21 protein-coding genes are annotated in these 21,384 nt (G+C 59.5%); 18 read left to right on the top strand and 3 right to left on the bottom strand.

All coding sequences use genetic code 11. The annotated features are described in order from the left end of the window. The first annotated feature begins 296 nt into the window (after positions 1 to 296). From DBZ45_RS11130 to DBZ45_RS22695, 4 genes are all read left to right on the top strand, one after another. The gene (locus DBZ45_RS11130; protein ID WP_111903989.1) at positions 297 to 1,193 is read left to right on the top strand and encodes a helix-turn-helix transcriptional regulator; all 897 of its coding nucleotides are present in this window, start codon (positions 297 to 299) and stop codon (positions 1,191 to 1,193) included. Between the two features lie 567 nt (positions 1,194 to 1,760). Next, a complete protein-coding gene (locus DBZ45_RS11125; RefSeq protein ID WP_111903957.1) occupies positions 1,761 to 3,917 on the top strand; it encodes an amylo-alpha-1,6-glucosidase in 2,157 nt (718 codons plus the stop codon). A gap of 134 nt (positions 3,918 to 4,051) precedes the next feature. After that, the gene (locus DBZ45_RS11120; protein WP_111903956.1) at positions 4,052 to 5,410 is read left to right on the top strand and encodes an MFS transporter; all 1,359 of its coding nucleotides are present in this window, start codon (positions 4,052 to 4,054) and stop codon (positions 5,408 to 5,410) included. A gap of 477 nt (positions 5,411 to 5,887) precedes the next feature. Further along, the gene (locus DBZ45_RS22695; RefSeq protein WP_146617503.1) at positions 5,888 to 6,088 is read left to right on the top strand and encodes a hypothetical protein; all 201 of its coding nucleotides are present in this window, start codon (positions 5,888 to 5,890) and stop codon (positions 6,086 to 6,088) included. A gap of 31 nt (positions 6,089 to 6,119) precedes the next feature. On the opposite strand, the gene DBZ45_RS22690 is transcribed toward DBZ45_RS22695, so the two are convergent. Beyond that, positions 6,120 to 6,476, bottom strand: a complete 357-nt coding sequence (locus DBZ45_RS22690; protein WP_146617502.1) for a hypothetical protein — start codon at positions 6,474 to 6,476, stop codon at positions 6,120 to 6,122. A 364-nt stretch (positions 6,477 to 6,840) separates the two neighbouring features. Between DBZ45_RS22690 and DBZ45_RS11115 the strand changes: the two genes are divergently transcribed. From DBZ45_RS11115 to DBZ45_RS11090, 9 genes are all read left to right on the top strand, one after another. Beyond that, complete coding sequence (locus DBZ45_RS11115; RefSeq protein ID WP_111903955.1) at positions 6,841 to 7,263, top strand: hypothetical protein; 423 nt, start codon at positions 6,841 to 6,843, stop codon at positions 7,261 to 7,263. A gap of 83 nt (positions 7,264 to 7,346) precedes the next feature. Then, the gene (locus DBZ45_RS22960) at positions 7,347 to 7,502 is read left to right on the top strand and encodes a hypothetical protein (RefSeq protein WP_190243092.1); all 156 of its coding nucleotides are present in this window, start codon (positions 7,347 to 7,349) and stop codon (positions 7,500 to 7,502) included. Between the two features lie 184 nt (positions 7,503 to 7,686). Next, positions 7,687 to 8,070 carry a hypothetical protein gene (locus DBZ45_RS22685; protein ID WP_146617501.1) on the top strand — a complete coding sequence of 128 codons (384 nt, stop codon included), beginning with the start codon at positions 7,687 to 7,689 and terminating at the stop codon, positions 8,068 to 8,070. Between the two features lie 759 nt (positions 8,071 to 8,829). Then, complete coding sequence (locus DBZ45_RS22680) at positions 8,830 to 9,309, top strand: hypothetical protein (protein WP_146617500.1); 480 nt, start codon at positions 8,830 to 8,832, stop codon at positions 9,307 to 9,309. Between the two features lie 700 nt (positions 9,310 to 10,009). Then, entirely contained in the window at positions 10,010 to 10,288 is a 279-nt protein-coding gene (locus DBZ45_RS11110) for a DUF3892 domain-containing protein (RefSeq protein ID WP_111903954.1), read from the top strand. A 98-nt stretch (positions 10,289 to 10,386) separates the two neighbouring features. Beyond that, positions 10,387 to 11,196 carry an adenylate/guanylate cyclase domain-containing protein gene (locus tag DBZ45_RS11105; protein WP_223257023.1) on the top strand — a complete coding sequence of 270 codons (810 nt, stop codon included), beginning with the start codon at positions 10,387 to 10,389 and terminating at the stop codon, positions 11,194 to 11,196. Between the two features lie 18 nt (positions 11,197 to 11,214). Beyond that, complete coding sequence (locus DBZ45_RS11100; protein ID WP_111903953.1) at positions 11,215 to 11,829, top strand: hypothetical protein; 615 nt, start codon at positions 11,215 to 11,217, stop codon at positions 11,827 to 11,829. A gap of 97 nt (positions 11,830 to 11,926) precedes the next feature. Beyond that, positions 11,927 to 12,400 (top strand): hypothetical protein, encoded by a 474-nt coding sequence (locus DBZ45_RS11095; protein ID WP_190243091.1) that lies wholly within the window; start codon positions 11,927 to 11,929, stop codon positions 12,398 to 12,400. 149 nt (positions 12,401 to 12,549) lie between these two features. Next, positions 12,550 to 13,116 (top strand): hypothetical protein, encoded by a 567-nt coding sequence (locus tag DBZ45_RS11090; protein ID WP_146617499.1) that lies wholly within the window; start codon positions 12,550 to 12,552, stop codon positions 13,114 to 13,116. Positions 13,117 to 13,407: 291 nt separating this feature from the next. Here DBZ45_RS11090 and DBZ45_RS11085 read toward each other — a convergent pair whose 3' ends face one another. Both DBZ45_RS11085 and DBZ45_RS11080 read right to left on the bottom strand, forming a co-directional pair. Beyond that, positions 13,408 to 13,638 (bottom strand): hypothetical protein, encoded by a 231-nt coding sequence (locus DBZ45_RS11085; protein WP_111903951.1) that lies wholly within the window; start codon positions 13,636 to 13,638, stop codon positions 13,408 to 13,410. Positions 13,639 to 13,640: 2 nt separating this feature from the next. Continuing rightward, positions 13,641 to 14,486 carry a hypothetical protein gene (locus tag DBZ45_RS11080; RefSeq protein WP_111903950.1) on the bottom strand — a complete coding sequence of 282 codons (846 nt, stop codon included), beginning with the start codon at positions 14,484 to 14,486 and terminating at the stop codon, positions 13,641 to 13,643. Positions 14,487 to 15,340: 854 nt separating this feature from the next. Here DBZ45_RS11080 and cspE point away from each other — a divergent pair. The 5 genes from cspE (at position 15,341) to DBZ45_RS11055 (ending at position 21,358) form a co-directional block, all read left to right on the top strand. Then, positions 15,341 to 15,544, top strand: a complete 204-nt coding sequence (cspE, locus tag DBZ45_RS11075) for a transcription antiterminator/RNA stability regulator CspE (protein ID WP_104046164.1) — start codon at positions 15,341 to 15,343, stop codon at positions 15,542 to 15,544. A 504-nt stretch (positions 15,545 to 16,048) separates the two neighbouring features. Beyond that, positions 16,049 to 17,062: a 2-phospho-L-lactate transferase gene (gene cofD, locus DBZ45_RS11070; protein WP_111903949.1), complete on the top strand. Its 1,014-nt coding sequence runs from the start codon at positions 16,049 to 16,051 to the stop codon at positions 17,060 to 17,062. Between the two features lie 65 nt (positions 17,063 to 17,127). Continuing rightward, positions 17,128 to 19,752 carry a bifunctional FO biosynthesis protein CofGH gene (locus tag DBZ45_RS11065; RefSeq protein WP_111903948.1) on the top strand — a complete coding sequence of 875 codons (2,625 nt, stop codon included), beginning with the start codon at positions 17,128 to 17,130 and terminating at the stop codon, positions 19,750 to 19,752. 29 nt (positions 19,753 to 19,781) lie between these two features. After that, positions 19,782 to 20,573 carry a 2-phospho-L-lactate guanylyltransferase gene (gene cofC, locus DBZ45_RS23655; RefSeq protein WP_111903947.1) on the top strand — a complete coding sequence of 264 codons (792 nt, stop codon included), beginning with the start codon at positions 19,782 to 19,784 and terminating at the stop codon, positions 20,571 to 20,573. Then, complete coding sequence (locus DBZ45_RS11055; protein WP_111903946.1) at positions 20,558 to 21,358, top strand: coenzyme F420-0:L-glutamate ligase; 801 nt, start codon at positions 20,558 to 20,560, stop codon at positions 21,356 to 21,358. The genes cofC and DBZ45_RS11055 overlap by 16 nt, the downstream gene beginning before the upstream one ends. Positions 21,359 to 21,384: the final 26 nt, after the last annotated feature.

The raw sequence follows: 21,384 nt of genomic DNA, 5'->3' as shown, positions 1-21,384 counted from the left end.
CACACTTGCGGCTGGGCTGCGGTCGCCCAGCAGCCCGGTACACGCTGCACTGCCTTCCCGCAGCCAGTCCGGCCGGCGGGTACGGGTGATAGCGCACACCGCTCATGGATTTGGATCGAAGCAGAAGGCAATAGTTGCCACTTGGCCGCACAGATCACTGTGAACCTCACTGGTCCCGGTCATAAAGCGGAGATTGGGACGAGAAGCTACAGGCACAGGCACGTGGAGGGGGCCTGCGCGATAGAGGTACTGGAAGGGACTCCCTCCGCCGTCAGGGGTGGTTTAGCGTGGATGACGTGGACAACCGAGCGGAAGTACGCGAATTCCTGATCTCCAGACGCGCTCAGGTCGCCCCAGAGCACGTTGGAATGCCCGCCGGGACGAACCGGCGTGTAAAGGGGTTACGGCGCAGCGAGGTAGCTACTCTTGCCGGTTTGAGCGTGGAGTATTACACGCGTCTGGAGCGCGGTGTGATCAGCGGAGCCTCCCCGCAAGTGCTCGAGAGTATCGCCAGGGCCTTGTGCCTCGACGACGCAGAACGGGCACATCTGTTCGACCTCGCCCAAGCGGCCAGTCCGGTTGCGCGGCCCCCGCGGCGTCGGAGCTCGAAGTCCTATGTCCCGCACCAGAGCCTGCAGTGGGCACTGGATTCGATCACCGCCGGTCCCGCATTCGTGCGTAACGGCCGGATGGATCTGCTGGCGGCCAATCCCTTGGCGAGGGCGTTCTACAAGGACTGCTACGAAACCCCGGGGCGGCCGCCGAACATTGCCCGGTTCACCTTCCTTGCTGGACGTGCCCACGAGTTCTACCCGGATTGGGATGCCTTCGCAGAGGTGACCGTCGCCATCCTGCGTAGCGAGGCCGGCCGAGACCCCCACAACAAGGAACTCCATGATCTCATTGGTGAGCTCAGCACCCGGAGCGAGGAGTTTCGCCGCCGCTGGGGCGCCCACAACGTCCGCCACCACGGCGCGGGCTTCAAGACCTTCAACCACCCCATCGTGGGCGAAATGACCCTCGCCTTCGAGGGGCTGGAAATGGCTGCCGAACCTGGCATGACTCTCACGATCTACACGGCCGAACCTGGTTCGCCCTCGGCAGAGCGCATGCAGCTGCTCGCCTCATGGGCGGCCAGCGAATACGGAAACGCCGTCCCGTCCGAGTCCGAAAGTACGCACAGGACCCGCTGACGACGGCGGCGCTATCGGTACCGAACGTGAAACCGCCAACGACAGCAGTCACGAGCCCCGTGACACAGCTTCATGCCGGGCCGCCCAACGACAGGACCGCAGCGGGTACCAGCCCCAGTCACCGGGCAACCTAGCCTGATACCCTCCACGAAAGGAACACCATGACGACCACGATCGGTATCATCGGCGCCGGACCGGCTGGGTCTCGCCGCTGCCAGCCGTTTGGGAGACGAAGGCTTCAACGTTGTCCTCCCTCTCCCGCACCCAAGAACAGCTCGATGCATTCGCCGCGGAACTGGTCAACGCCGGAAGTGGCGCCCGCGGTTAAGCCTCAGACGCCCGTGACCACGAGTCCCTCAACACCGCTCTTGCCCGGGCAGCCAACGAGCTGGGGCCCATCAAAATCCTTCAGCCCGGAACCTACAATTCGGCGGCCGGCTCTGGTCCCGGCCCCCAGCCAGGCGTAGCGTCAGGTCCGCAGGTGCTGGCGTGCAGAGCAGTTTGCGCGCCGCCACTTGCGATGCCGGTTTAATAGCGCCGTTGAAACAGTCCATCAAAGGAGCCGTGATGTCTGGATGGAACGCTGATACTGCTGCCGGGCCGCTGGAACCTGGATCAGTCATCCTGGTGGAGGGTTCCTCTTTCTGTATCTCGTCCCGAAACGGCGACATCCATCCCGGACTCCCGCACGGGGTTTTCCATGACGACACGCGTATCCTGTCCGTGTTGCATCTGACAGTGAATGGCGAACCTGTGGAGCCGTTGACGGCGAAGCTAAAGGAACCCTATCGTGCCCTGTTTGCCGGCCGCGTGCACAGCTCGGACGGGCATCCCGATACCCCGCTCATTGTTGAACGTCTTCGCGAGGTGGGGGCCGGAATTCTGGAGCGGATCACTGTCCGGAACTACTCGTCCGTTCCGGCCCGGTGTGTGGTTTCCTTGCGGGTTGAGTCGGACTTTGCTGATCTGTTCGAGGTGAAGGAAGCCAGATTCCAGCGGCAATGGGACCAGTCCCGCGAGCCTGACGGCACCGCACTGACGATCCGGGCCACTTGGCACGACATCCGGAAGGCCGTCGTCGTTTCTGGAGCCGGTGCTGAGGCGTCCCCCGAAGGGCTGACGTACCGGATCGTGGCGCCACCGCATGGGCTATGGAGCGCCAGTGTAAGTGTTGTACCCCTGAGGGAGGAGGCCGGTTCGGGCGGCCAGTTCGTTCGTCCCGACGAGGACCAGTCGATCCGCCGCGACCTGCGCCGGCAGGAGTGGGTGGCCAGGATTCCGGTATTGCGAATGGGGAACCGCTCCATCGAACGGACTCTCCGCCGCAGCTATGACGACCTGGGATCGCTCCGGATCGAAGATCCTGCCCACCCCGAGCGCATCGTGGTGGCCGCGGGAGCACCGTGGTTCATGACACTGTTCGGCCGGGATTCCCTGTGGGCGTCTCTCATGGCACTGCCCGTTGATCCGTCTCTTGCCTTCGGCACACTCCAAACGCTGGCCGACCACCAGGGCATGGCCGTCGATGCCATGAGTGAGGAGGAGCCTGGCAAGATCCTCCACGAGGTCCGGTTCGGAGTTTCCACCGGACTGGCCTTGGGCGGTAAATCCGCCTACTACGGCAGCGTGGATGCTACGCCATTGTTCGTGGCCCTCTTCGGGGAAGTCAGCCGGTGGGGGTTCGCCCCCGAATCCATCTCCGCCTTGCTGCCCCACGTGGACCGGGCGTTGGCTTGGATCCGTAACTACGGCGACAGAGACCGCGACGGTTTCGTCGAATATGCGCGCCTCAATGACCGCGGACTGATCAACCAGGGCTGGAAGGATTCCTGGGACGGAATCAATTTCGCGGACGGGAGGCTGGCGGAGCCGCCGATCGCGCTGTGTGAAGTGCAGGCATATGTCTATGGCGCCTATCTGGCCCGGTCCTGGCTGGCGTACGACGCAGGTGACTTCGCCTTAGCCGCCGAGTACAGAAACCTCGCCGAGGAGTTGAAGGCGCGATTCAACGAGGCGTTCTGGTTATCGGAACGCGGGTATTACGCCGTAGCACTGGACGGGAGGAAGCGACCGGTTGATGCGTGTGCTTCCAATATGGGGCACTGCCTGCTGTTCGGCATCGTCGATGACGACAAGGCACCCCTGGTGGCCGAAAGGCTCATGTCGAAGGAAATGTTCAGTGGCTGGGGCGTGAGAACCTTGGCCAGCGACATGGAGGCCTATAACCCTGTCAGTTATCATAACGGGTCGGTGTGGCCCCACGACAACGCCATCATTGCTGCCGGCCTCCTGCGTTACGGTTTCAAAGATCATGTGCAGCGGATCTCCACGGCGCTCCTGGAGGCGGCTGAGTTTTCCGACGGCCGGTTGCCGGAGTTGTTTTGCGGCTTTAGCCGGGACCACTTCGACGAACCCGTTCCGTATCCGACGGCGTGCTCTCCCCAAGCCTGGGCTGCCACGACTCCGGTCATGCTGATCAAGAACCTGATGGGCTATTACGCCGACGTTGCCCGCGGAGGCCTTTGGATGGATCCAGCTTTTCCGGAGTCTTACGGCGACCTTCACATAACGAATGCGCCCATGGCCAACGGCAGGATCACCATCGACATCTCCGGCGCGGATGCGAAGGTGACCGGGATGCCCGCCGGTATGAAGTTCTACCGTGGGATTCGTCCAAGAGCTACGGAATTGGCGGAACGGGCGAAGGGCCGCTCGGAACAGTAACTGCCTGTAGGACTCCTCACATTTTCCGGAAAATCCCGCCATTTAGGATATTATTGATTAAGGCCATCAGTGCTAGATGCCTATTCAGGAGAGACTCACACGCCTATTTCTTACTGCCTTGAAAGGGGCCACCCTTGGTCACCCGCCAGCACGTCCCCAACCGAACTCCTGGCATCCGCCTGGGCTTAACTCTTCTTTTCGCTTTCGTCGGCGGAGCCGGCGTCGGCAACCTCTACTGGGCCCAACCCCTCCTGGGCGACATCGCTGCGGAGCTGGGTGTCGTTCCCGGCACCGCGGGGCTCCTCGTCACACTCACACAGATCGGTTACGCGCTTGGGGTGTTTTTCGTCGTGCCGCTCGGTGACACCGTTAACAGGAAGCGCCTGATCCCGGCGATCATGGCCGGCTGCTCCATATCCCTTGCCGGGTGCGTTCTGGCGCCCAACTTCGCCCTTCTGTTGAGCACTCTTGCCCTGGTTGGCTTCACTAACGTGGCCGGGCAGATGCTGCTGCCACTCGCCGGGGACCTTGCCACTGACGAACAACGCGGTCGCGTCCTCGGCACGGTTGCTTCTGGGCTCCTGACCGGTATCCTGCTGTCTCGCACTCTCAGCGGACTGGTGGGGGACGCCTTCGGATGGCGCATGATCTATGCTTTGGCGTCCGGGACGATCCTCGTCCTCGCCGTCATCATGTGGCGCGCAATTCCTGTCCTGACGCCCAGGAAGCGTATAGCCTACGGCCGGCTTCTCGCCTCAGTGGTTCAGGTTGCCCTCCGGCATCGGCAGGGAAAGATCATCCCGCTCTTCGGAGCGTCCCTGATGTGCGTTTTCACTGCCTTCTGGACCGGGCTCACTCTGCTGCTGGCGGCACCTCCGTTCTCCCTTCCGGCATCACACATTGGCCTCGTGAGCCTGCTCGGGGTTTTAGGAGTTATCGGCGCCCAGTACACCGGAAAAGTGCATGACCGCGGGTGGGCTGTCCCCGCCATCGGCATCGGCTTGGTTATCACGCTAGCCGCGATCGCCGTCGCAGGATTCGGCAGTTCATCCATCGTCGCCGTATTTATCGCAGTCTCAATGCTGTCAGTTGGCGCGCAGTCCGTGCTGGTGCTCCTTCAGACGATGATGGTCTCGATAAATCCTGCCGCGCGCAGCCGCCTCAACACCGCCCACATCGTCAGCAACTTCATCGGTGGGGCCATCGGTTCGACCCTTGCCGCGACGCTTTGGCACATCGGGCAATGGCCGGCAATCATGATTTGCTCAGCAGTGGTCCTGGTCTTTGCGCTCATGCTGTGGTTCTTCCAAAGAAACCGTGCCCTCGCGGCAAAAGGCAGCCCGTCGCCCACACGCCCGGCCGCCGCCGCCTCGTCTCAGCAAACAAGGCGGGAGACGACGCCGGCCGTGGGAGTCTCTGGGTGCCGTTTAGGCGTCAGGGACCTGTCGGGGCGCGGACCAATGAACACCGGTAGCCACGAATCGTCCGCGTAGACCGGGCGTTCTCTTATCTACTTCTGCTCGTCCTGCTTGAACGCCGATAATAAAGATTATGTAAAGCTGACGCTGAGAGGGGCTCACCAAAGGCTTCCCGACGACACCTTCGGATGACCCTACGGGCCGCGTTACCGCAGCAATCCACCCCTTGTTCGAGCGCGGCCTCACCCCTGCACGGGCCTGCAATTGGCGGAGCTCCAGTCGAATAGTGGTTGACCGGAACTCCGCCAAGATGCCGGAAAACCTGAGGATCCCCTTGAGGCTGGTCCCCAACGGGGACCCAAAATCAGTGGAACAACATACCCCTTGAGCCAATCTTGAGAGTTCCTTGTAATGCAGTGAAGGAAGGGCGCATCAGAACAGTCCAGTGAGCTACTTGTTCAACCCTCATTGACGTCAAACATTAACCGGTTGCTTTGGGGTGTCTGTCTGGATAGTGTCATCGTCATCGACGAGCATTAGGAGTGAACAAGAATGGCTGTAATTCGTTTCAAAGTTTCAACAGGGGAAGAGTTTTCTGTCAGTAATGCGTTTTACGGTGCGAGTGGGCCTATGGGCGTGCGGGATGCGAATGTGCAAGCAAGTTTCCTCCTGACGAAACTTGTCAGCATCACGACCGACCAAGGTTACACGGTGAATACGGCACAAATTGTTTATCAGTGGGTCGCGGAGTGAAGACACATCGCATAGGGCACGGAGTGAGGTCTTAAAGGTACGGCAGCCGTTCAATCTGCTCTTTAAGCTTGGAGAATGGCTTTCCTTCCCATCCAACCAGTCCCGAATGAGGCTGCAACGAACGCGTTTCGCCTTCACCGTAAGTCCACTCGACGCTGTAGAGATAAAACTTTCCGTCCTCGCTGAGAACCACTTCACTGTGCCAACGTTCGAGAGGCGTGCCTCCGGGGCCTACACCATCTGTATTTTCATGCCATCTTTCAACCAGCCAACCTTGCAGCGCGTGCCCACTTGATGATGTAAAAAGCGTTGTAGGAACTCCTTTGGCCTTCAAGACGTCGATGCTGTTTCTAACAGCATCCCAGAAATCGCTTTCGTAATTCACCATAAGAACTGACTCCCGTGCCTGGGCCTATGCAAGACCAATGCGAACTAGAAATGCACTCTTCGCTGCCATCTTCAAAGCCTATATCAATGCCTCTATATTGGAAGGGACTCACCGCCTTCGCCGTTCTCTCTTGGCTCAGTGCCCCTCGAAAGACAGCTCGACTGCGCGCCTGTGTGCCCCCACCGAGCTCTCCTTTCGTAATATTCAGGTCCAAATTCCGTCCAACCGCACTCCGGGCAATCCAAGGCAAGGAACCTTCGATAGCTTCAGGAGTTCGTTAACAAGAGTGGGCAGATCGGTCGTCCGAATACCCCCATCAGCAGCACGGGTTCCCGCGGCGGTTGGTGTATAAACAAGGCAGCCCATGCAAGAAACCCAAGGGAAAGAGACTAGGCAGGCCGATATGGACTACGAGCAAGACTTTATGACAACGGCTCAAGACACTGTTGCGACGTTGATCTCAAAATCCGTGCCGAAAGCCACGTTCACAAGCAGCGATGGACAAACCATCCTTGGTTGGCAGTTCGATGGGATTGAGCGAGACATCGAGATCCGCGGAAATCCAGGAAGGGGGTGGTGGCAGGAGGCCTGGGGCAGGACCGCGTATGTCATCGATTCCGATTGCAGGTTTTGGGAGTATTCCTTCTCCGGCGTCGATGAGCATGAGCGCGACACGCGTCTCAGTCATGGAATTAGGCCAATGCCGAAAAGTTACCTTGTGGGATCAGAGGGAGAGCCCTTCAGTAAGTACAAAGAGATACTCCAACGCCTTCGATACCAGTACTAGGGCTGGTATTCAAGGTCTAGTACAAGCTGTGGTGAGGACGTAGGATTGCCCCTACCTGCTTTACTCGAACAAGGAGTCCGAATATGCCGATTGATCTCCCTCCGAACCTAGCCAACACCGCTGCAAGCGCTATTGTTCGCCAAGCCGAAAAGCAGAACAACACTCCAAACCGCAGCCAAGAAGAAGCTCGAATCAAAAATGAGGGTCAAAAGGCCCAAGATGCGGCAAAAAAGAAGTAAGTCTAAATTTATAGATTAGGTTCTTCCGTCTGGGGTGTTGGCTGTGTAAGTGACGGCCCTCGATATTGATCGTCCGGCTTTGCTGAAGCCCACTCGCGTGGGCTTCAGTAAAGCTTCTGATGCGGACGACGGCGGGGAAGTTCCAAGAGGTGCCGGAAATCTGAGTCTCCAGTAAAGGACGAATGTGAATCTCACTGAGCTTCGATCTGAAGCGAAGCGCGTAGCCGCCCTTGCCACTACGGCGTCTACCCGCATCCAGACCTTCGGTGAAATTAACGGATGGGAGCTCGTGCCTGGTCGTCGCTCCGATCACGCTAGCGGCCAAAAGTATAGCGATGCATTGGGGAACGATTGGAAAGACTTCCATTACATCGGTGGCACGTTGGTGCTGGGCACCGACGGTTATCTTTGGGAAGTAGACCGATCATGGGGGGAAACATCGGAAAGGCCATACTGGGACAAGTTGACGGTCAAAGAAGCAACTGCCGAGCGCCTAGTTGGTACTGACAACGAGCCGTTCGAAAAAGTCGCAAGTGCGCTGAGGCGTTTAGAGGCTATTTCATCGTGACCTACAATGCATCGCACTGCGGGACATAGAAAAGCACCGCAACATCTAGCAACGTGATGCCTATGGCCCGCTCGGCGGCAGGCGCTGTAGCGCAGCAGGTACTGCGCTACTACGACATTGATGTCATAGCCCTGCGTCGGGGCGACCGCCCGTAAAGGAACTGGGCCCATGATAAGCGACTTCAAAGGTCAGATAAATCAAGGGCCGATTCCTCCGACGGTCGGAGGGGGCCACGGCATCGAACGTAAGAAACTAGGTTCGGAGCTCGCTGCTGACGCTACCCCTACCATGACTGGAACGGACTGTTTGGGACACCGGTGGAAATCCGCAGAGGCTTCTCATTCATCCGGGCATGAATTGTTGACGACGTTATGCCTGGTTATTCCGCACTGGCTGGCTTCAGAGAGCAGCTATGGGCGAGAAATTTTCGCCGCGGCGGAAGGCTCGCACAGGAAAAAGCCAAAGCAGGCTGGAGCCGTCGATTGGCGAGTACCGAGGAGACAACGAATCAGGGACAAGCGGTAAGAAGTAGCGTATGCCTAAGTATGCGCCACGTCATCACGAGTTGCCGCGCCGTTATCGCCGAACCGAGACGGAGAGAGAGTGTCTGCAGCGTCTAGAGGATCAGAAGGAAGAGTAACTTCATATACGTCCACGACTCTTGAAACGCGAAAGTTAATTGCGTACGCCAAGAGAGTTGCGGCCGAAACTAGTGTTCCCCCCGCAGGCAGCCTCACACGCCAAGTTGAGAAAGCCGTCATGTCTACGGAGACAATCAGAAGCGGCTTCCTAGGCTTGAGGTCTAAAACCGTAGATGTGCAAAGAGCGGTGGTGACTAGCGAAGAAGTGGTTGGCCCTCACTGGGTGTTGCACCAGACCTGGCACAATATCGAGTCAAAGGAACGGGGTATTTACACCGAGTACTATGAGCAAAAATACTGGGTGCTTCAAAAAGACGGTTGTCTCCTCAAAGTTTGGCGGTGGGAGGAAGCGAAGGTTTTTTCATCGGGAACAAGAGTCGAAAATGACCTAACAGCCTCTGCCATGACCGAGGACGACATACTGATGCTTGACCGAAGTTTTCCTCCATATGAAAAGGGAAAACATGGGTCTAGTTTCAAATGTTGGGGAAACAGGGAGCCGCAGCAGATTGTGCGTCACGCAAAAGGGGTAGGTATGTCCCTTGCGCTAAAGGCGCTTCTTGAAGGACGGCGACAGGAACTAGTGATCCCTAAGTAGGACACGGTTGCTCAATACGCGATCCGCTCCAGGGCTGCAGGAGTATTTCGTGAGTGTCGGAGGCCGCAGGCAACTGACATTCTCTGGACGCTTAACCACCCCAGCGTGTGGCAACTCCTGGTCTCGAACCGCGGCTGGACCGACGAAGAATACGAGCGATAGCTTGGCGACGCCTTCTGCTTACAACTCCTCCACTCCCCCCGCCGGGCCCACGATGAAACGAGCTCCGTCGATCCCTAGAGGCCGATAGCCGCCGTTACGTCAACCTAGCTAGTTGAAGCTTCCAGTATCTCCTCCTCCGGAGGTTTACTCGTTCGCGCTCACCGCGGGCACAGCTGAAGAGCAGCGGGCACATAAAATTGGACGAGCCGGCATTCTCAGCATTGGCCGTGCGTCCTCGCTGGATGCCGGAGTGGCCGGGTGCCGGCTCGAACCAGCTGTCCGGCCGTGCAGTTCCTACGCTGCACCCGCCAGGTCCTGCGCTATCTGCCGTAGATGGGGACTTTCATTGAATACGTGTTTCCCGGCCTGGGTGCTTGAAGGCCAGAACGAAGACTTCGGGTCTACTCCGTCGCATCGCCGGGGGCTCCTGCTTTGCTCGCCGACTTGAGCGTGTCTTGATCCAATATTGATATGCAATTGAGAAACATTTGCAACAGTAGGGAGTGCAAGGCTGGACCGGAAATCGACAGGAGAAGCGTTGGCTGTACGGATTACACATGTTCGTCTTTCTGGCTCCATCAACCACGAAAACATCACCAATTTTCGCTGGATTGAGGAAGAAAGCTCGGAGACGGGATCGAACACAAAGGCCTCGATAGTCGAATTTATCGACGTTCAGGGTGTACGCGCCTACGTAAGCTCACCAAACGGAAGAGCGGAAGTCGGTGTCATCAAGCCCAACGGCCGAGTTCCATACCTTCGGACTTACGCGGATGGCGAATGGAACAATAATCTGCTCTCACTCCCCCGCTTCTAGAGTTCAAGAAGCCACAATCCCGTAGGTGCCAGAAAGAATGTCGGTGGCCAACGCTATGTTTTATTCACCTTGCCTCGTCCCTCTAGTTCGGAGACCACATGATGACTGAGTACACGCCCGGCATGTTCGGCGACGCCGTCATGGGTGATTTCTCGATTCGTCGTGCAACTAACGGCGTCATGAAAGAGTCTCTCCGTGCTTCCGCGGCTCTGGAGACCAAAGCACTCGGTCATCCAGCGTTCGAGACGCTGCGTGTCGGGGAGCGCCTAACTTCACCCATGGTGGTGGTGTTCATCGATCTGACCGACTTCACCGGCCGCAGCTTCTGGGACGACGAGACAGAAGTTGCCGACCTAGCCCACGCCCTCCTCACAGGGTTCATACAAACAGTAACCGCGTTCGGCGGCTTCCCTCTTGGACTCCGCGGCGACGGACTGTTTGCCGGCTTCGGTCCGGGCAATGCTCAAATCGACAGCGTCATGGCATTGAGCGCCTGCGCCTTTGCCCTGGACGCCGTACAAAATGAAGTAAATCCACGGTTGCAGCGCAAGAACATCGAGCCAGTCCAAGCCCGGGCCGGCCTGGACTACGGACGCATAACCTTTGTTCGTAGCGGGAACCACGAGCACAGCGAGGTCAACCCCCTGGGGTTCGCCGCCAACTTCGCAGCCAAATGCGAAAAGCAGGCAAAATCTTGGGAGATCGTGATCGGCCAGGGTATCGCCCAACAAGTCCCCGATTCCACGACGTACAGCCGGCATGAAAAATCGCCGAAGTCCTACCAGCGAGCCGGAGTAGTCAAGACCTACAACTTCTACCAGTACCACTGGCGTAGAGCCCTTAAATACATTCCGGGCACCGTCCAGCAGGTCAACGGCAAGTCCACAGCCAGCATCACGATCAATTGAACTGACGAGGAGTTCATCATGACAATCGCTGCACTGCTCCGACACCACGGGGTTAACGTCCCGAGGTGGGTCACCATCGACGGGCAAATCGTCTTCGATAACGTCACCACGACGCCCGCAAACTCCTCGCACCCTGCCCACGGCACGGTGACGCCTGTAGCCAACCACACCTTTCACGGAGGAGAGAACCCACCGGCCGACAAAGGCACCGAAACCTCGCCATGGTGGAATGACGCTCCCCGATTCAACCGCCACCGCGCCGCCATGGATAAATCTTTCCCGGGTTGGGTCTATCTCGCTGCAACAGATGACGAAGCGCCATCTTGGGGAGGCACCATCGACACCGGGCGCGGCAAGTTCCTCGTGGCCATCTACCCCCGCCGTGATGAGGGACTGCCTAGGATTACGGTTCTGGGGCCGAAACTTGGCGTGAACGCAGGTCGGCGCTGGATCCCGTCGCCTCACCTGTACTTGAACGGCACCCTTTGCGTGGCAGCAGCTGAGGACTGGAATCCACGGGAACACACCGTTGCTACCGCCGCGTCCTGGGCTGCTCACTGGCTCGCTGCCTACACCGAATGGCGCATGACTCGCCGTTGGCCCGTGGAAGGATCACAGGGCATTGCGGTCTAAACGTAACCCAAACTCCGAACCCGAGCCGGCGGCACCGGACCCCACGTTTGCTGGCAAGCCCGCAGATGGCAAACCAGCTGACGGCGGGTTCCAGGCTATGGACCAACTGGCAAACTGGGTTCGCTTTGCAGACACAAAGGCCACGATCCTGACAGCTGGCTTGGGCGTCGTCCTGACAATGTTGATCAATAACTCGCGAACGATCCTTGACGCAATGGGCAAGAGTCATGTCTCGGCAGCAGTCGTCAGCGGGCTCGCTGTCGGAACCGTGTTGGCAGTTGGATGGACACTGTTTTGGCTAGTGCGAGCAATTGGACCACAAAACAAGGTCTTCTACGCCCGACTAAATCGTTTTGCCTGGCCTTCCCTCGTCCGGGCAACACCGGAACAACTACTCGAGCATACGAGCCACAATGATGTCCGCGCGGACGCGTGGCAACAAGTCCTCGACCTATCACTCCTGGCGGAACGCAAGTTCACCGCATGCGGAAAGGCGGTCAATGGCTTCGCCGCACTTGTCTTGTTCGGGACGGCATGCGTAGGCGCATCAATGCTGTTTACCACCGCCTAAGAGCATCGAAACTAGTCCATTTCTCCCTTGTGTCGGGCAAGGCAATTATTCACCTGTGCCAGGCTGAGGTTTGCGCGCTGGGTCGGGCATAATGCCGGACATCGGTTTCCCGTCCCTGGGAGTCTGCGGGCCGCCTATATGATCCGGAGATGGATTGGTTCGTGTGCGGCAATTTCGCCTCGGTTTCTTGCGGTACTTGGCTCGGGTTTTGGAGTGGGGCGATCGGGGCTGTCGTGGCCGCCTTCGTTGGTGGTCTGGTCGCGCTGATGGTGGTCAGACTCACGAATGGTCACCAGAAGAAGCTTGCCGCGCAAGCTCGCGTTTTGGGTGCCCTTGCCGACTTTCAAGCTGCACTTTCCGAGATGCCACGCAGGTATGCGGACGGGAAAGAATCGATTCAGCGGCTGGTAATTCAAGCCGACGCGGCTAGCAATCGCATCACTATGGACATTGATGACTTTCCCCTCGCGGAAGAACTAAGCCTGTGGCCCCTAGACCTTGGGGTCTTGGCCGTGCGAGCCGGACGACTACACTCGGATGGTCACGCCGAGAGATCGCATGAAGTGTGGGCCCTGCTGCGTCGAGCTCTTGGCACACTCATAGGAACCACGCAGCAGTGGGCCAAGACTCCCGCGAAGAGAAGAACGCATTGGGCCAAAGATCTGCGCGCCGTACGCACTAAGCTAAAGGACGAGGTGGACGCCACCTTGGCCTGACGTTCGTAGCCAATGTGCCAACTGCTTCCAACTACGGACACAATCCAGGCGTGGCGCCTCAGCACAGCTGAATGGACGAACGAAATGGCGCCTATCTGTCCGGCCCTCAGCTTGTCGCTTATCGGCGTTCGGTCAGGGGTGTCATTAGATAAGCGAACCGTGCATCTATTTGCAGTCTCTGCGGGTGCCAAACAGCAGGCTCTGTTATGCCCCACGTTGGATGTTGCCAGAAAAACGGCCATCATGGTGGCGTTGACCCTAGGCCGTTCACAGATCTTTGAACGACGGAAGCTACGCACTCATTTTGTGAACGGCGTGGCCTGTGAAGTACCTGGAGTGCGTCTTTCTGACAGTGTCCAGGGAGTCACTGTTCAGCGAAACTATCTCCCATTCGGCGCTTGGGCGGATCTTTTCCAGCTCGAGCCGACGCAGCAGCGCTGCTCGATGTCCGTCAGCACCGGAGTACTCGGTGACCAAGTGGTCGCCCGTAATCCTGTTGTATTCGATAACAAAGCCCGGCATGGTCACCCCTTTCGTTCTTCTCGCATGGTATCAAAGCGACGCTTAAGAACGACCATCTCCTCTGTGGTCGCTTCCTCCTGCTTTCGAAGCAGCTCGCGCACTCTGTGCAGCGTTCCTCGCAGCTGCGCCACTTCGTCCGCGATCCGTTCTCCCTTCGGCCCTGGCATGAGAGTTTGGAGAAATTGAGAAGACCGGCCATGGGAAATCTCAAGTTGTTGGACCTCATTGCGTGACTTCTCCAAGGTGACGATGCGGTCCAGAGAAAGGGCGTGCATCTGCTCGACGAGATTGGCTGACGCGTCGTCCTCGGGCATGTGGCCGTACCGAATCTCGCGGCCGAAAACGTCGGCAGCCGACTCATACATGTTCGCCCAAGCGCCTTGGAGCTGAGTACGAACCTGGAGCTCCGCCCGGACAGGAAGTCTGAGCCAGATGTGCACAGCTCGATAGCCACTGTGCGGTTCCTTGCGAAGATCGCGAACTGTGCAGCCGGCGCCAAACGCCCCCACGAGCTGTTGAACAACCTTGTCTTGCTCAGCCAGCGTCATATCGGCCTCAAACCTGACACCGGCGACGTCCTGCACGCTGGGCAGTGGCGTGGTGGGTTCCCTCTGCAGCTTTTCCCGAAGAGTGTCAATGGACTTGGCCCGGGATGTAACTTTCGGCCGTACGCCGCCGAGAAGCTCCGGCCAGTCAATCTCGTCGATTTGTTGCTCGACATGGACGGCCACGTCGTTGTAAAAGACCATCACCTCGCCATAATCCGGGACGTCGCCACGGGGTTCCAGCCCGTCGCGGAGACATTTGCTTAATCGCTTGAGTTGTCCGCCCGTCCACTGATGCTGCATTGAACGAATCCTAGCTGCCGGCACCCGCTTCACCTGCAGACCTAGCCTTTGTTTCCGCGCTTAGTTCGGTATTCGAGGACTACCCGCTACGCCAGGCGGGATCCACTGCCGCGGTTTAGAGCGTTCGCGGTCAACAGTTCCCGCTTCCATGGCATCTCCGTTAGAAACGTCTCTCAGAAGGCTCGCGCTGGCAGCTTTTGCCCATCGTCGCGCCTGTTCACCTTCCGTCGACGGCTGCCTAGATTCACGCTCGTTTCGCTGCTCCGGATGACCCCGGAGCTTTACAGAATCTTTATTATCGGCGTTTCAAAATGGCCGGGGGAGCGGCCTTAACGGTAGCCGTGTGTCCGTTCCCATTTTAGGTGTCAGCTTTCGCATCCAAGGTATCAGTCGACGGATTTTGGACGTTTCTCAGTCAAGTTGTCAGTTGGCGTTTAGTCTTGCTGTGGCTGACGAAGTACCTGACCGCGACGCCGCATGGACTGCGCTGACTTACGGAACTGTCAACTTAAGTGAGAAAGAATTCACCAGATTCCTCTCATCCAACCTGTCAGTTCCCAAGTCGCCACTGGCATATACATTGAGAACGGACACCGTGTCCAGGACGGGCTGTGCGGTCAACTGGGGCCCGCTCGGCATTCGGCCTGTTTGGTAACGGGCCTTTCAACTTCGGCGGGTTTCTAGTTCCGCCATCCGAAGACTCCCCGCATTGGTGTGGCCGTCCTCCGGGGGGCGTCCAGCCTTTGACCAATCTCTTGCCTGCCGCCGCTGCTGCCACATAGGCTCAGGGTGTGAGTGGCGGGGACGGCAATCTGAAAAGCGGATCCGGTCCGCGACCCGTGAAGGAAACAAGCATGGCAACGGGTACAGTCAAGTGGTTCAACGCCGAAAAGGGCTTCGGTTTCATCGCCCCCGACGACGGAAGCGCTGACGTGTTCGCACACTTTTCGGCAATCGCATCCAGCGGTTACCGCTCCCTCGACGAGAACCAGAAGGTTCAGTTCGACGTCACCCAGGGCCCTAAGGGTCCGCAGGCGGAGAACATCCAGCCGCTCTAAGCGGTTGTTAAAAAAGCTGACCGGCACAAGCCGGTCAGCTTTTTTGGTTCCCACAGTGCCCCTTGCCGTAAAGATGCTCAGCATGACCACGATGAAGGCCCGCCAGCCCAAGGCGTCAGCTCCGGCGGGCGATTCACCGAAACCGGCCGCGAAGAAGCGCCCCGCTCGCTGGAATGTATCGACCCTGCCTGCAGGGCTTGTAGGCCGAGATTCTGTAAAGCAGCTTGCCCTTGTTACTGGATGCGGGATTCGAGCAGCTGGCGCCCAAATGATCCCTTAAAGCCTCGTATGGCGTCTGAAATTGGGCATAAAGAGTGGGTAACAAAGGATATGCCGTCGCCAAGGCTCCATGAGAGGGGGCGGGGCCCGTGGACAGGCCGCATCACTTGCCGAGCGAGCACGTTGACAGCTAATGAGACGCAGGTAACATATATGAGAGCGAACAAGCGTTCGCTCTCATAGTTACTGTGTTCTGTGTCTTGGTAGAAGGATCGGTGCATCACGATGGAGAGAATCACGGTTCTGGCCGGCGGCGTGGGTGGCGCCCGTTTCGTCCGCGGCCTCCGTGCACATCTGACCGACGCTTTCGCTGATGCCGGTTCTAAGGCCCCTGAAGTCACCGTAGTTGCCAACACCGGAGATGATATGTGGCTGAACGGCCTGCGTATTTGTCCGGATTTGGACACTGTCATGTACACATTGGGTGACGGAGTGGACGAGGACCAGGGCTGGGGACGCAGTGGCGAAAGCCGTCGTGCGGCTGCTGAAATCAGTGCCTACGGCCGTGGCTGGGACTGGTTTACCCTCGGCGATCTCGATCTGGGGACGCACATCGTCCGCACGGACATGTTGCGTGAAGGCGCAACGCTGACTCGGGTCACTGAAGCGCTGTGCCAGCGCTGGCGTCCTGGGGTTCGCCTCCTTCCCATGAGCGATCAACCCGTCGAAACGCACGTCCGCCTTGCTCAGGGCACCTCCGAGCATATGGCCGGTGAGCTGATCCATTTTGAAGAATGGTGGGTGCGCTACCGCGCCGGTATCCCGGTTAGCGAATTCATCCAGGTTGGCCTGGAGCAGGCCTCGGCCACACCGGAGGTCATCGAAGCCATAGGATCCGCGGACGCCATCATCATGTGTCCGTCAAACCCGGTGGTGTCGGTGGGAACGATCATGGCAGTTCCCGGCGTCCGTGATGCCCTCGACAGCACGGACGCCCGGATTGTCGGCCTGTCCCCCATCATCGGCGGATCGGCCGTGCGCGGGATGGCCGAGCAGTGCCTCCAGACCGTCGGCGTGGATGCCACTGCTCTCGGAGTGGCTGGTTTCTATGGCGCCAGAACTCGCGGCGGCGTTCTGGACGGATGGCTCATGGATGTTACTGATGCCGAATACCTTCCCAGTCTGAAGGAACTCGGCATCCGGGGGGCGACGGCCCCACTGTGGATGACAGATACGCAGGCCACTGCCGCCATGGCTTCAGCCGCATTGGACATGGCCACCTCGATGGCCACCCCCTAGCCCCTGCAATCCACCCACGCCCTGTCGGGCGCAGCAACCCTCCGCCCCTACCCTGGAGTTTGATCATGACCGCGATGGATACGTTCGTCCCTTCCGAAAGCGCAATACGAAGGGCCCTGCGCCGCGCAGAGGACGGGGTGACTCTAAACCCCGACGAGGCCCAAACGCTCCTGCATGCCCGAGGGGAAAATCTCACGCGCCTGATGACCGCGGCTTCCAGGGTCCGCGATGCCGGTCTGGAGCAGGCCGGCCAGTCCGGCATCATCACCTACTCCCGGAAGGTTTTCATCCCAGTCACGCACCTGTGTCGTGACCGGTGCCATTACTGCACCTTTGTCAGCACTCCCGGCAAACTGGCAAAGGCCGGGAAGGGCATCTTCATGTCACCGGATGAGATTCTGGACGTCGCACGCAAGGGAGCGGAATTGGACTGCAAGGAGGCGCTCTTCACGCTGGGAGACCGGCCCGAAGACCGTTGGCCTGCCGCCCGGGAATGGCTTGACTCTCATGGCTATGACTCAACGCTGGACTATGTCCGCGCGATGGCGGTCAGGGTCCTGGAAGAAACAGGCCTCCTGCCCCATCTGAACCCCGGAGTCATGACCTGGGAGGAGATCCAGCGGCTCAAACCGGTCGCCCCTTCTATGGGAATGATGCTGGAGACAACCGCCACCCGGCTGTGGTCCGAAAAGGGCGGGCCCCATTACGGTTCGCCGGATAAGGACCCTGCGCTGCGACTCAGGGTCCTTGAAGATGCCGGACGTTCCAGCGTTCCATTCACCACCGGGGTCCTGTTGGGCATCGGGGAAAACTACGCCGAGCGTGTTGATGCCATCTTCGCCCTCCGGGCCGCGCATCGTCGGTACGGCAACATCCAGGAAGTCATTGTTCAGAACTTCCGTGCCAAGGATGCAACAGCCATGATGGCTGCACCGGACCTCGGAACGGAAGAATACGTGGCAGCCATAGCAGTCACCCGCGTGGTCTTGGGACCGAAGGTCCGACTCCAGGCACCACCAAACCTCACCGACGCGGACGAGTTGGCCCTCCTGATCGGCGCAGGGATCGATGACTGGGGCGGAGTCAGCCCTCTGACTCCGGACCACGTCAACCCGGAGCGCCCATGGCCACATCTGGAAGACCTTGCCCGCTTAACAGCAGCCAACGGCTTCACACTCCGCGAACGCTTGACCGCCCACCCCCGCTATATAAAGGAAGAGGAGCCCTGGCTTGATCCGCGCATCCTGCCGCACGTCCGTGCACTGGCGGGCGCTGACGGCCTCGCCGTAGAAGGACGAAATCCTGCCGGCCTGCCATGGCAGGACCCGGACGTGGAATGGGCAAGCGGCGGGCACGGCCGGGTCAACCTCCACATCGAGATAGACACTATCGGCCGGACGAGTGACCGCCGGAGTGATTTTGACGGCGTCTACGGCGACTGGGCCACGCTCCGTGAAGACGCCGCCCGCGACCATAGCCCACGCCACTCCCCCGGCGGCCACGAGGCCAGTGACATCCGCAAAGTTCTCAGCCGGGCGGAGAACAACCCGGCAGGGCTCTCAGACGCCGATTACCTCCGGCTGCTCTCCTCAGAGGGTCCGGAGCTGGAGGCCCTGGCTGCGCTGGCCGATGATGTGAGAGCACACACGGTTGGCGATGAGGTGCGCTATGTGGTGAACCGGAATATAAATTTCACCAACGTCTGTTACACAGGCTGCCGTTTCTGCGCCTTCGCGCAGCGACGGACCGACGCCGACGCTTACACACTGTCGATGAAGCAGGTCGGGGACCGGGTTGATGAAGCCTGGGCCGTCGGCGCGACTGAAATCTGCATGCAGGGCGGTATTCATCCCGATTTGCCCGGCAGCGCATATTTTGATCTTGCACGGGAGGTGAAGAAGCGCCAGCCCGGTATGCACCTGCACGCCTTCAGCCCGATGGAAATCGTCAACGGGGCGACACGCCTCGGGATGTCCTTCGAGGAGTTCCTGACCGAAGCGCGCAATGCAGGGCTCGATAGCATTCCAGGCACTGCCGCAGAAATACTTGACGATGAAGTCCGATGGCTGCTGACCAAAGGAAAGCTGCCGGCGGCAACATGGATCGACATCGTCAGTACAGCTCACCGGCTCGGCATCCCCAGCAGTTCAACGATGATGTACGGCCATGTCGACAACCCTTCGCACTGGGTGGGACACCTGCGCACTCTGTCCAGGATTCAGGACGAAACCGGCGGATTCACCGAATTCGTTCTGCTTCCGTTCATCCACACGAACGCCCCGGTCTATCTTGCAGGCATCGCCCGCCCTGGACCTACCATGCAGGAAAACCGTGCCATCCACGCCGTGGCCCGCCTCATGCTCCACGGCCGGATCGATCACATACAGACGTCGTGGGTAAAACTCGGTACCGAGGGTACGCAACTCATGCTTCAGGGAGGAGCCAATGACCTGGGCGGAACACTCATGGAAGAGACCATCAGCCGCATGGCCGGAGCCGACAACGGTTCCGAGAAGACAGTCTCGGAACTTGAGCGCATGATCAGCTCCATCGGGCGGATTCCCTTGCAGCGCACTACGACTTACGGAACGCCGACAGCGGAGCGCCTAGCTGTCGCCCGACAAAACGCAGACACCGGATTCGCCGCTACAGGCAAAGACCTTCGCCTGCTCCCCCTGTCCCTGAAGTAGCGAGCACACATCTCGAAAGGAACCACTTCATGATCAGCAGCGGCTCCGGGGTCGCGCCCGCTGGAGGAGGCCTCCCAATTTGGGCGAGCAGGGACGCCAAGTGGACTCTTGTGGTGCCGTTCAAGGGCGGACCGAACGGCAAGAGCCGCCTTCAGGGCAATTTAGGGACGGATCGACTGGGTCCCGGCCTTCGACGTGAAATCGCGCTCGGATTTCTCCGGGACACCGTTACGGCAGCAGCGGCAGCGGCCAATGTTGCACACATCATTGTCGTTTCTTCCGACCCCGCCACCGTCATGGATGCAGGGAAGATCCAGATGCTCCCGGATCCCGGGCAGGGGCTCAATGGTGCGGTTAAGGCGGGCTTCGCCTTCGCACGATCGCTGGGGGTGACTCCCGTAGCCGCGATAACAGCAGACCTTCCGTGCCTTGAGGTGAGAGATCTGGAATACGCACTCGAAGGCGCGAAACATCATTCACTCGGCATCGTTCCGGATCTGGACGGGACGGGGAGCACGATGATATCGGCGCTGCCAGGAGCCCCGGTGAATCCCTGCTTTGGCCCTCATTCCCGTGCCGGACACCAGCACGCCGGCCACCGTCTGCTGCCCATACCCCGCAGCTCGACCCTGCGTGCTGACGTAGACACTCTTGAGGACCTTGCCAGTGCCATAGAGCGGGGCGTCGGCGCCCACACCCGTGCCGCGCTGCTTGCCTCCGGCCTTTTCCCAGCTCGTCCGGTGCCCTTGGGAGGCGAGCACCGCCAAATCCGTCTGTTAGCAAATCCCAGCGTGCAAAGGAAGTCATGTCCGGCCTTTTAATTACCACCCTTGCGGGAATCCCAGAGGTCACCTCTGACGACAACCTTGCCGAGATTATCGGCGCAGCGATCAGCAAGTCTCCTGAGGGCATCCAGAACGGGGACATACTCGTCGTTACGAGCAAAATCGTCTCCAAAGCCGAAGGCCGGCAGGTCGCGGCCGCTGACCGTGAGGCTGCCATCACCGCCGAGACAGTCCGGCTTGTGGCCAGCAGACCGTACCCCGGGGGTCTGACGCGCATCGTGGAAAACCGGCAGGGACTGGTTCTGGCCGCAGCGGGAGTCGACAATAGCAACACGCCCGAAGGCACGGTCCTGCTCCTTCCGACCGACCCCGACGCGTCTGCCAGGAAGCTGTGCGCTGATCTGCGCATGCAGTTTGGGGTGGCGATCGCGGTGATCCTCAGCGATACTCTCGGCAGACCGTGGCGCGAAGGGCAAACAGACGCGGCCATCGGTGCGGCGGGAGTGCGCGTGCTTGAAGACTACCGGGGAACCCGCGACCCGCACGGGAACCTGCTTCTTGCCTCCGCGGCCGCCGTTGCCGATGAGATCGCTGGTGCCGCTGACCTGGTTAAGGGCAAATCCAACGGGTGCCCCGTTGCGCTGGTGCGCGGTCTGTCCCATCTGGTCATTGACGACCTTGATTCGCCTGCCGGGGCAGCGCGCAGCCTGGTCCGGCCAGCGGATAAGGACATGTTCAGACTCGGCAGCGACGAGGCCTACTCCAACGGGTACAAAGACGGCCAGCGCGCAGCGTCTGCCTTTGGAGGCGGGGCCCGTTAGTCCCCTGGTGAAACCGCGGCGTCGTG

The sequence above is a fragment of the Arthrobacter globiformis genome, from assembly GCF_003261175.1.
Classification (GTDB): Bacteria; Actinomycetota; Actinomycetes; order Actinomycetales; family Micrococcaceae; genus Arthrobacter; species Arthrobacter globiformis_A.
The sequence above is the reverse complement of the archived record's forward strand: the minus strand, read 5'-3'. Positions and strand labels throughout refer to the sequence as shown.

What these genes read in the sequence shown, in the direction of transcription:
- DBZ45_RS11090 (WP_146617499.1), top strand. Translation starts at nt 12,550, where the DNA reads ATGGATTGGTTCGTGTGCGGCAATTTCGCCTCGGTTTCTTGCGGTACT.
- DBZ45_RS22960 (WP_190243092.1), top strand. Translation starts at nt 7,347, where the DNA reads ATGCCGATTGATCTCCCTCCGAACCTAGCCAACACCGCTGCAAGCGCT.
- cofD (WP_111903949.1), top strand. Translation starts at nt 16,049, where the DNA reads ATGGAGAGAATCACGGTTCTGGCCGGCGGCGTGGGTGGCGCCCGTTTC.
- DBZ45_RS11105 (WP_223257023.1), top strand. Translation starts at nt 10,387, where the DNA reads ATGATGACTGAGTACACGCCCGGCATGTTCGGCGACGCCGTCATGGGT.
- DBZ45_RS22695 (WP_146617503.1), top strand. Translation starts at nt 5,888, where the DNA reads ATGGCTGTAATTCGTTTCAAAGTTTCAACAGGGGAAGAGTTTTCTGTC.
- DBZ45_RS11095 (WP_190243091.1), top strand. Translation starts at nt 11,927, where the DNA reads ATGGACCAACTGGCAAACTGGGTTCGCTTTGCAGACACAAAGGCCACG.
- DBZ45_RS11080 (WP_111903950.1), bottom strand. Translation starts at nt 14,486, where the DNA reads ATGCAGCATCAGTGGACGGGCGGACAACTCAAGCGATTAAGCAAATGT.
- DBZ45_RS11065 (WP_111903948.1), top strand. Translation starts at nt 17,128, where the DNA reads ATGACCGCGATGGATACGTTCGTCCCTTCCGAAAGCGCAATACGAAGG.
- cspE (WP_104046164.1), top strand. Translation starts at nt 15,341, where the DNA reads ATGGCAACGGGTACAGTCAAGTGGTTCAACGCCGAAAAGGGCTTCGGT.
- cofC (WP_111903947.1), top strand. Translation starts at nt 19,782, where the DNA reads ATGATCAGCAGCGGCTCCGGGGTCGCGCCCGCTGGAGGAGGCCTCCCA.
- DBZ45_RS11100 (WP_111903953.1), top strand. Translation starts at nt 11,215, where the DNA reads ATGACAATCGCTGCACTGCTCCGACACCACGGGGTTAACGTCCCGAGG.
- DBZ45_RS22690 (WP_146617502.1), bottom strand. Translation starts at nt 6,476, where the DNA reads ATGGTGAATTACGAAAGCGATTTCTGGGATGCTGTTAGAAACAGCATC.
- DBZ45_RS22680 (WP_146617500.1), top strand. Translation starts at nt 8,830, where the DNA reads ATGTCTACGGAGACAATCAGAAGCGGCTTCCTAGGCTTGAGGTCTAAA.
- DBZ45_RS11085 (WP_111903951.1), bottom strand. Translation starts at nt 13,638, where the DNA reads ATGCCGGGCTTTGTTATCGAATACAACAGGATTACGGGCGACCACTTG.
- DBZ45_RS11055 (WP_111903946.1), top strand. Translation starts at nt 20,558, where the DNA reads ATGTCCGGCCTTTTAATTACCACCCTTGCGGGAATCCCAGAGGTCACC.
- DBZ45_RS11125 (WP_111903957.1), top strand. Translation starts at nt 1,761, where the DNA reads ATGTCTGGATGGAACGCTGATACTGCTGCCGGGCCGCTGGAACCTGGA.
- DBZ45_RS11115 (WP_111903955.1), top strand. Translation starts at nt 6,841, where the DNA reads ATGCAAGAAACCCAAGGGAAAGAGACTAGGCAGGCCGATATGGACTAC.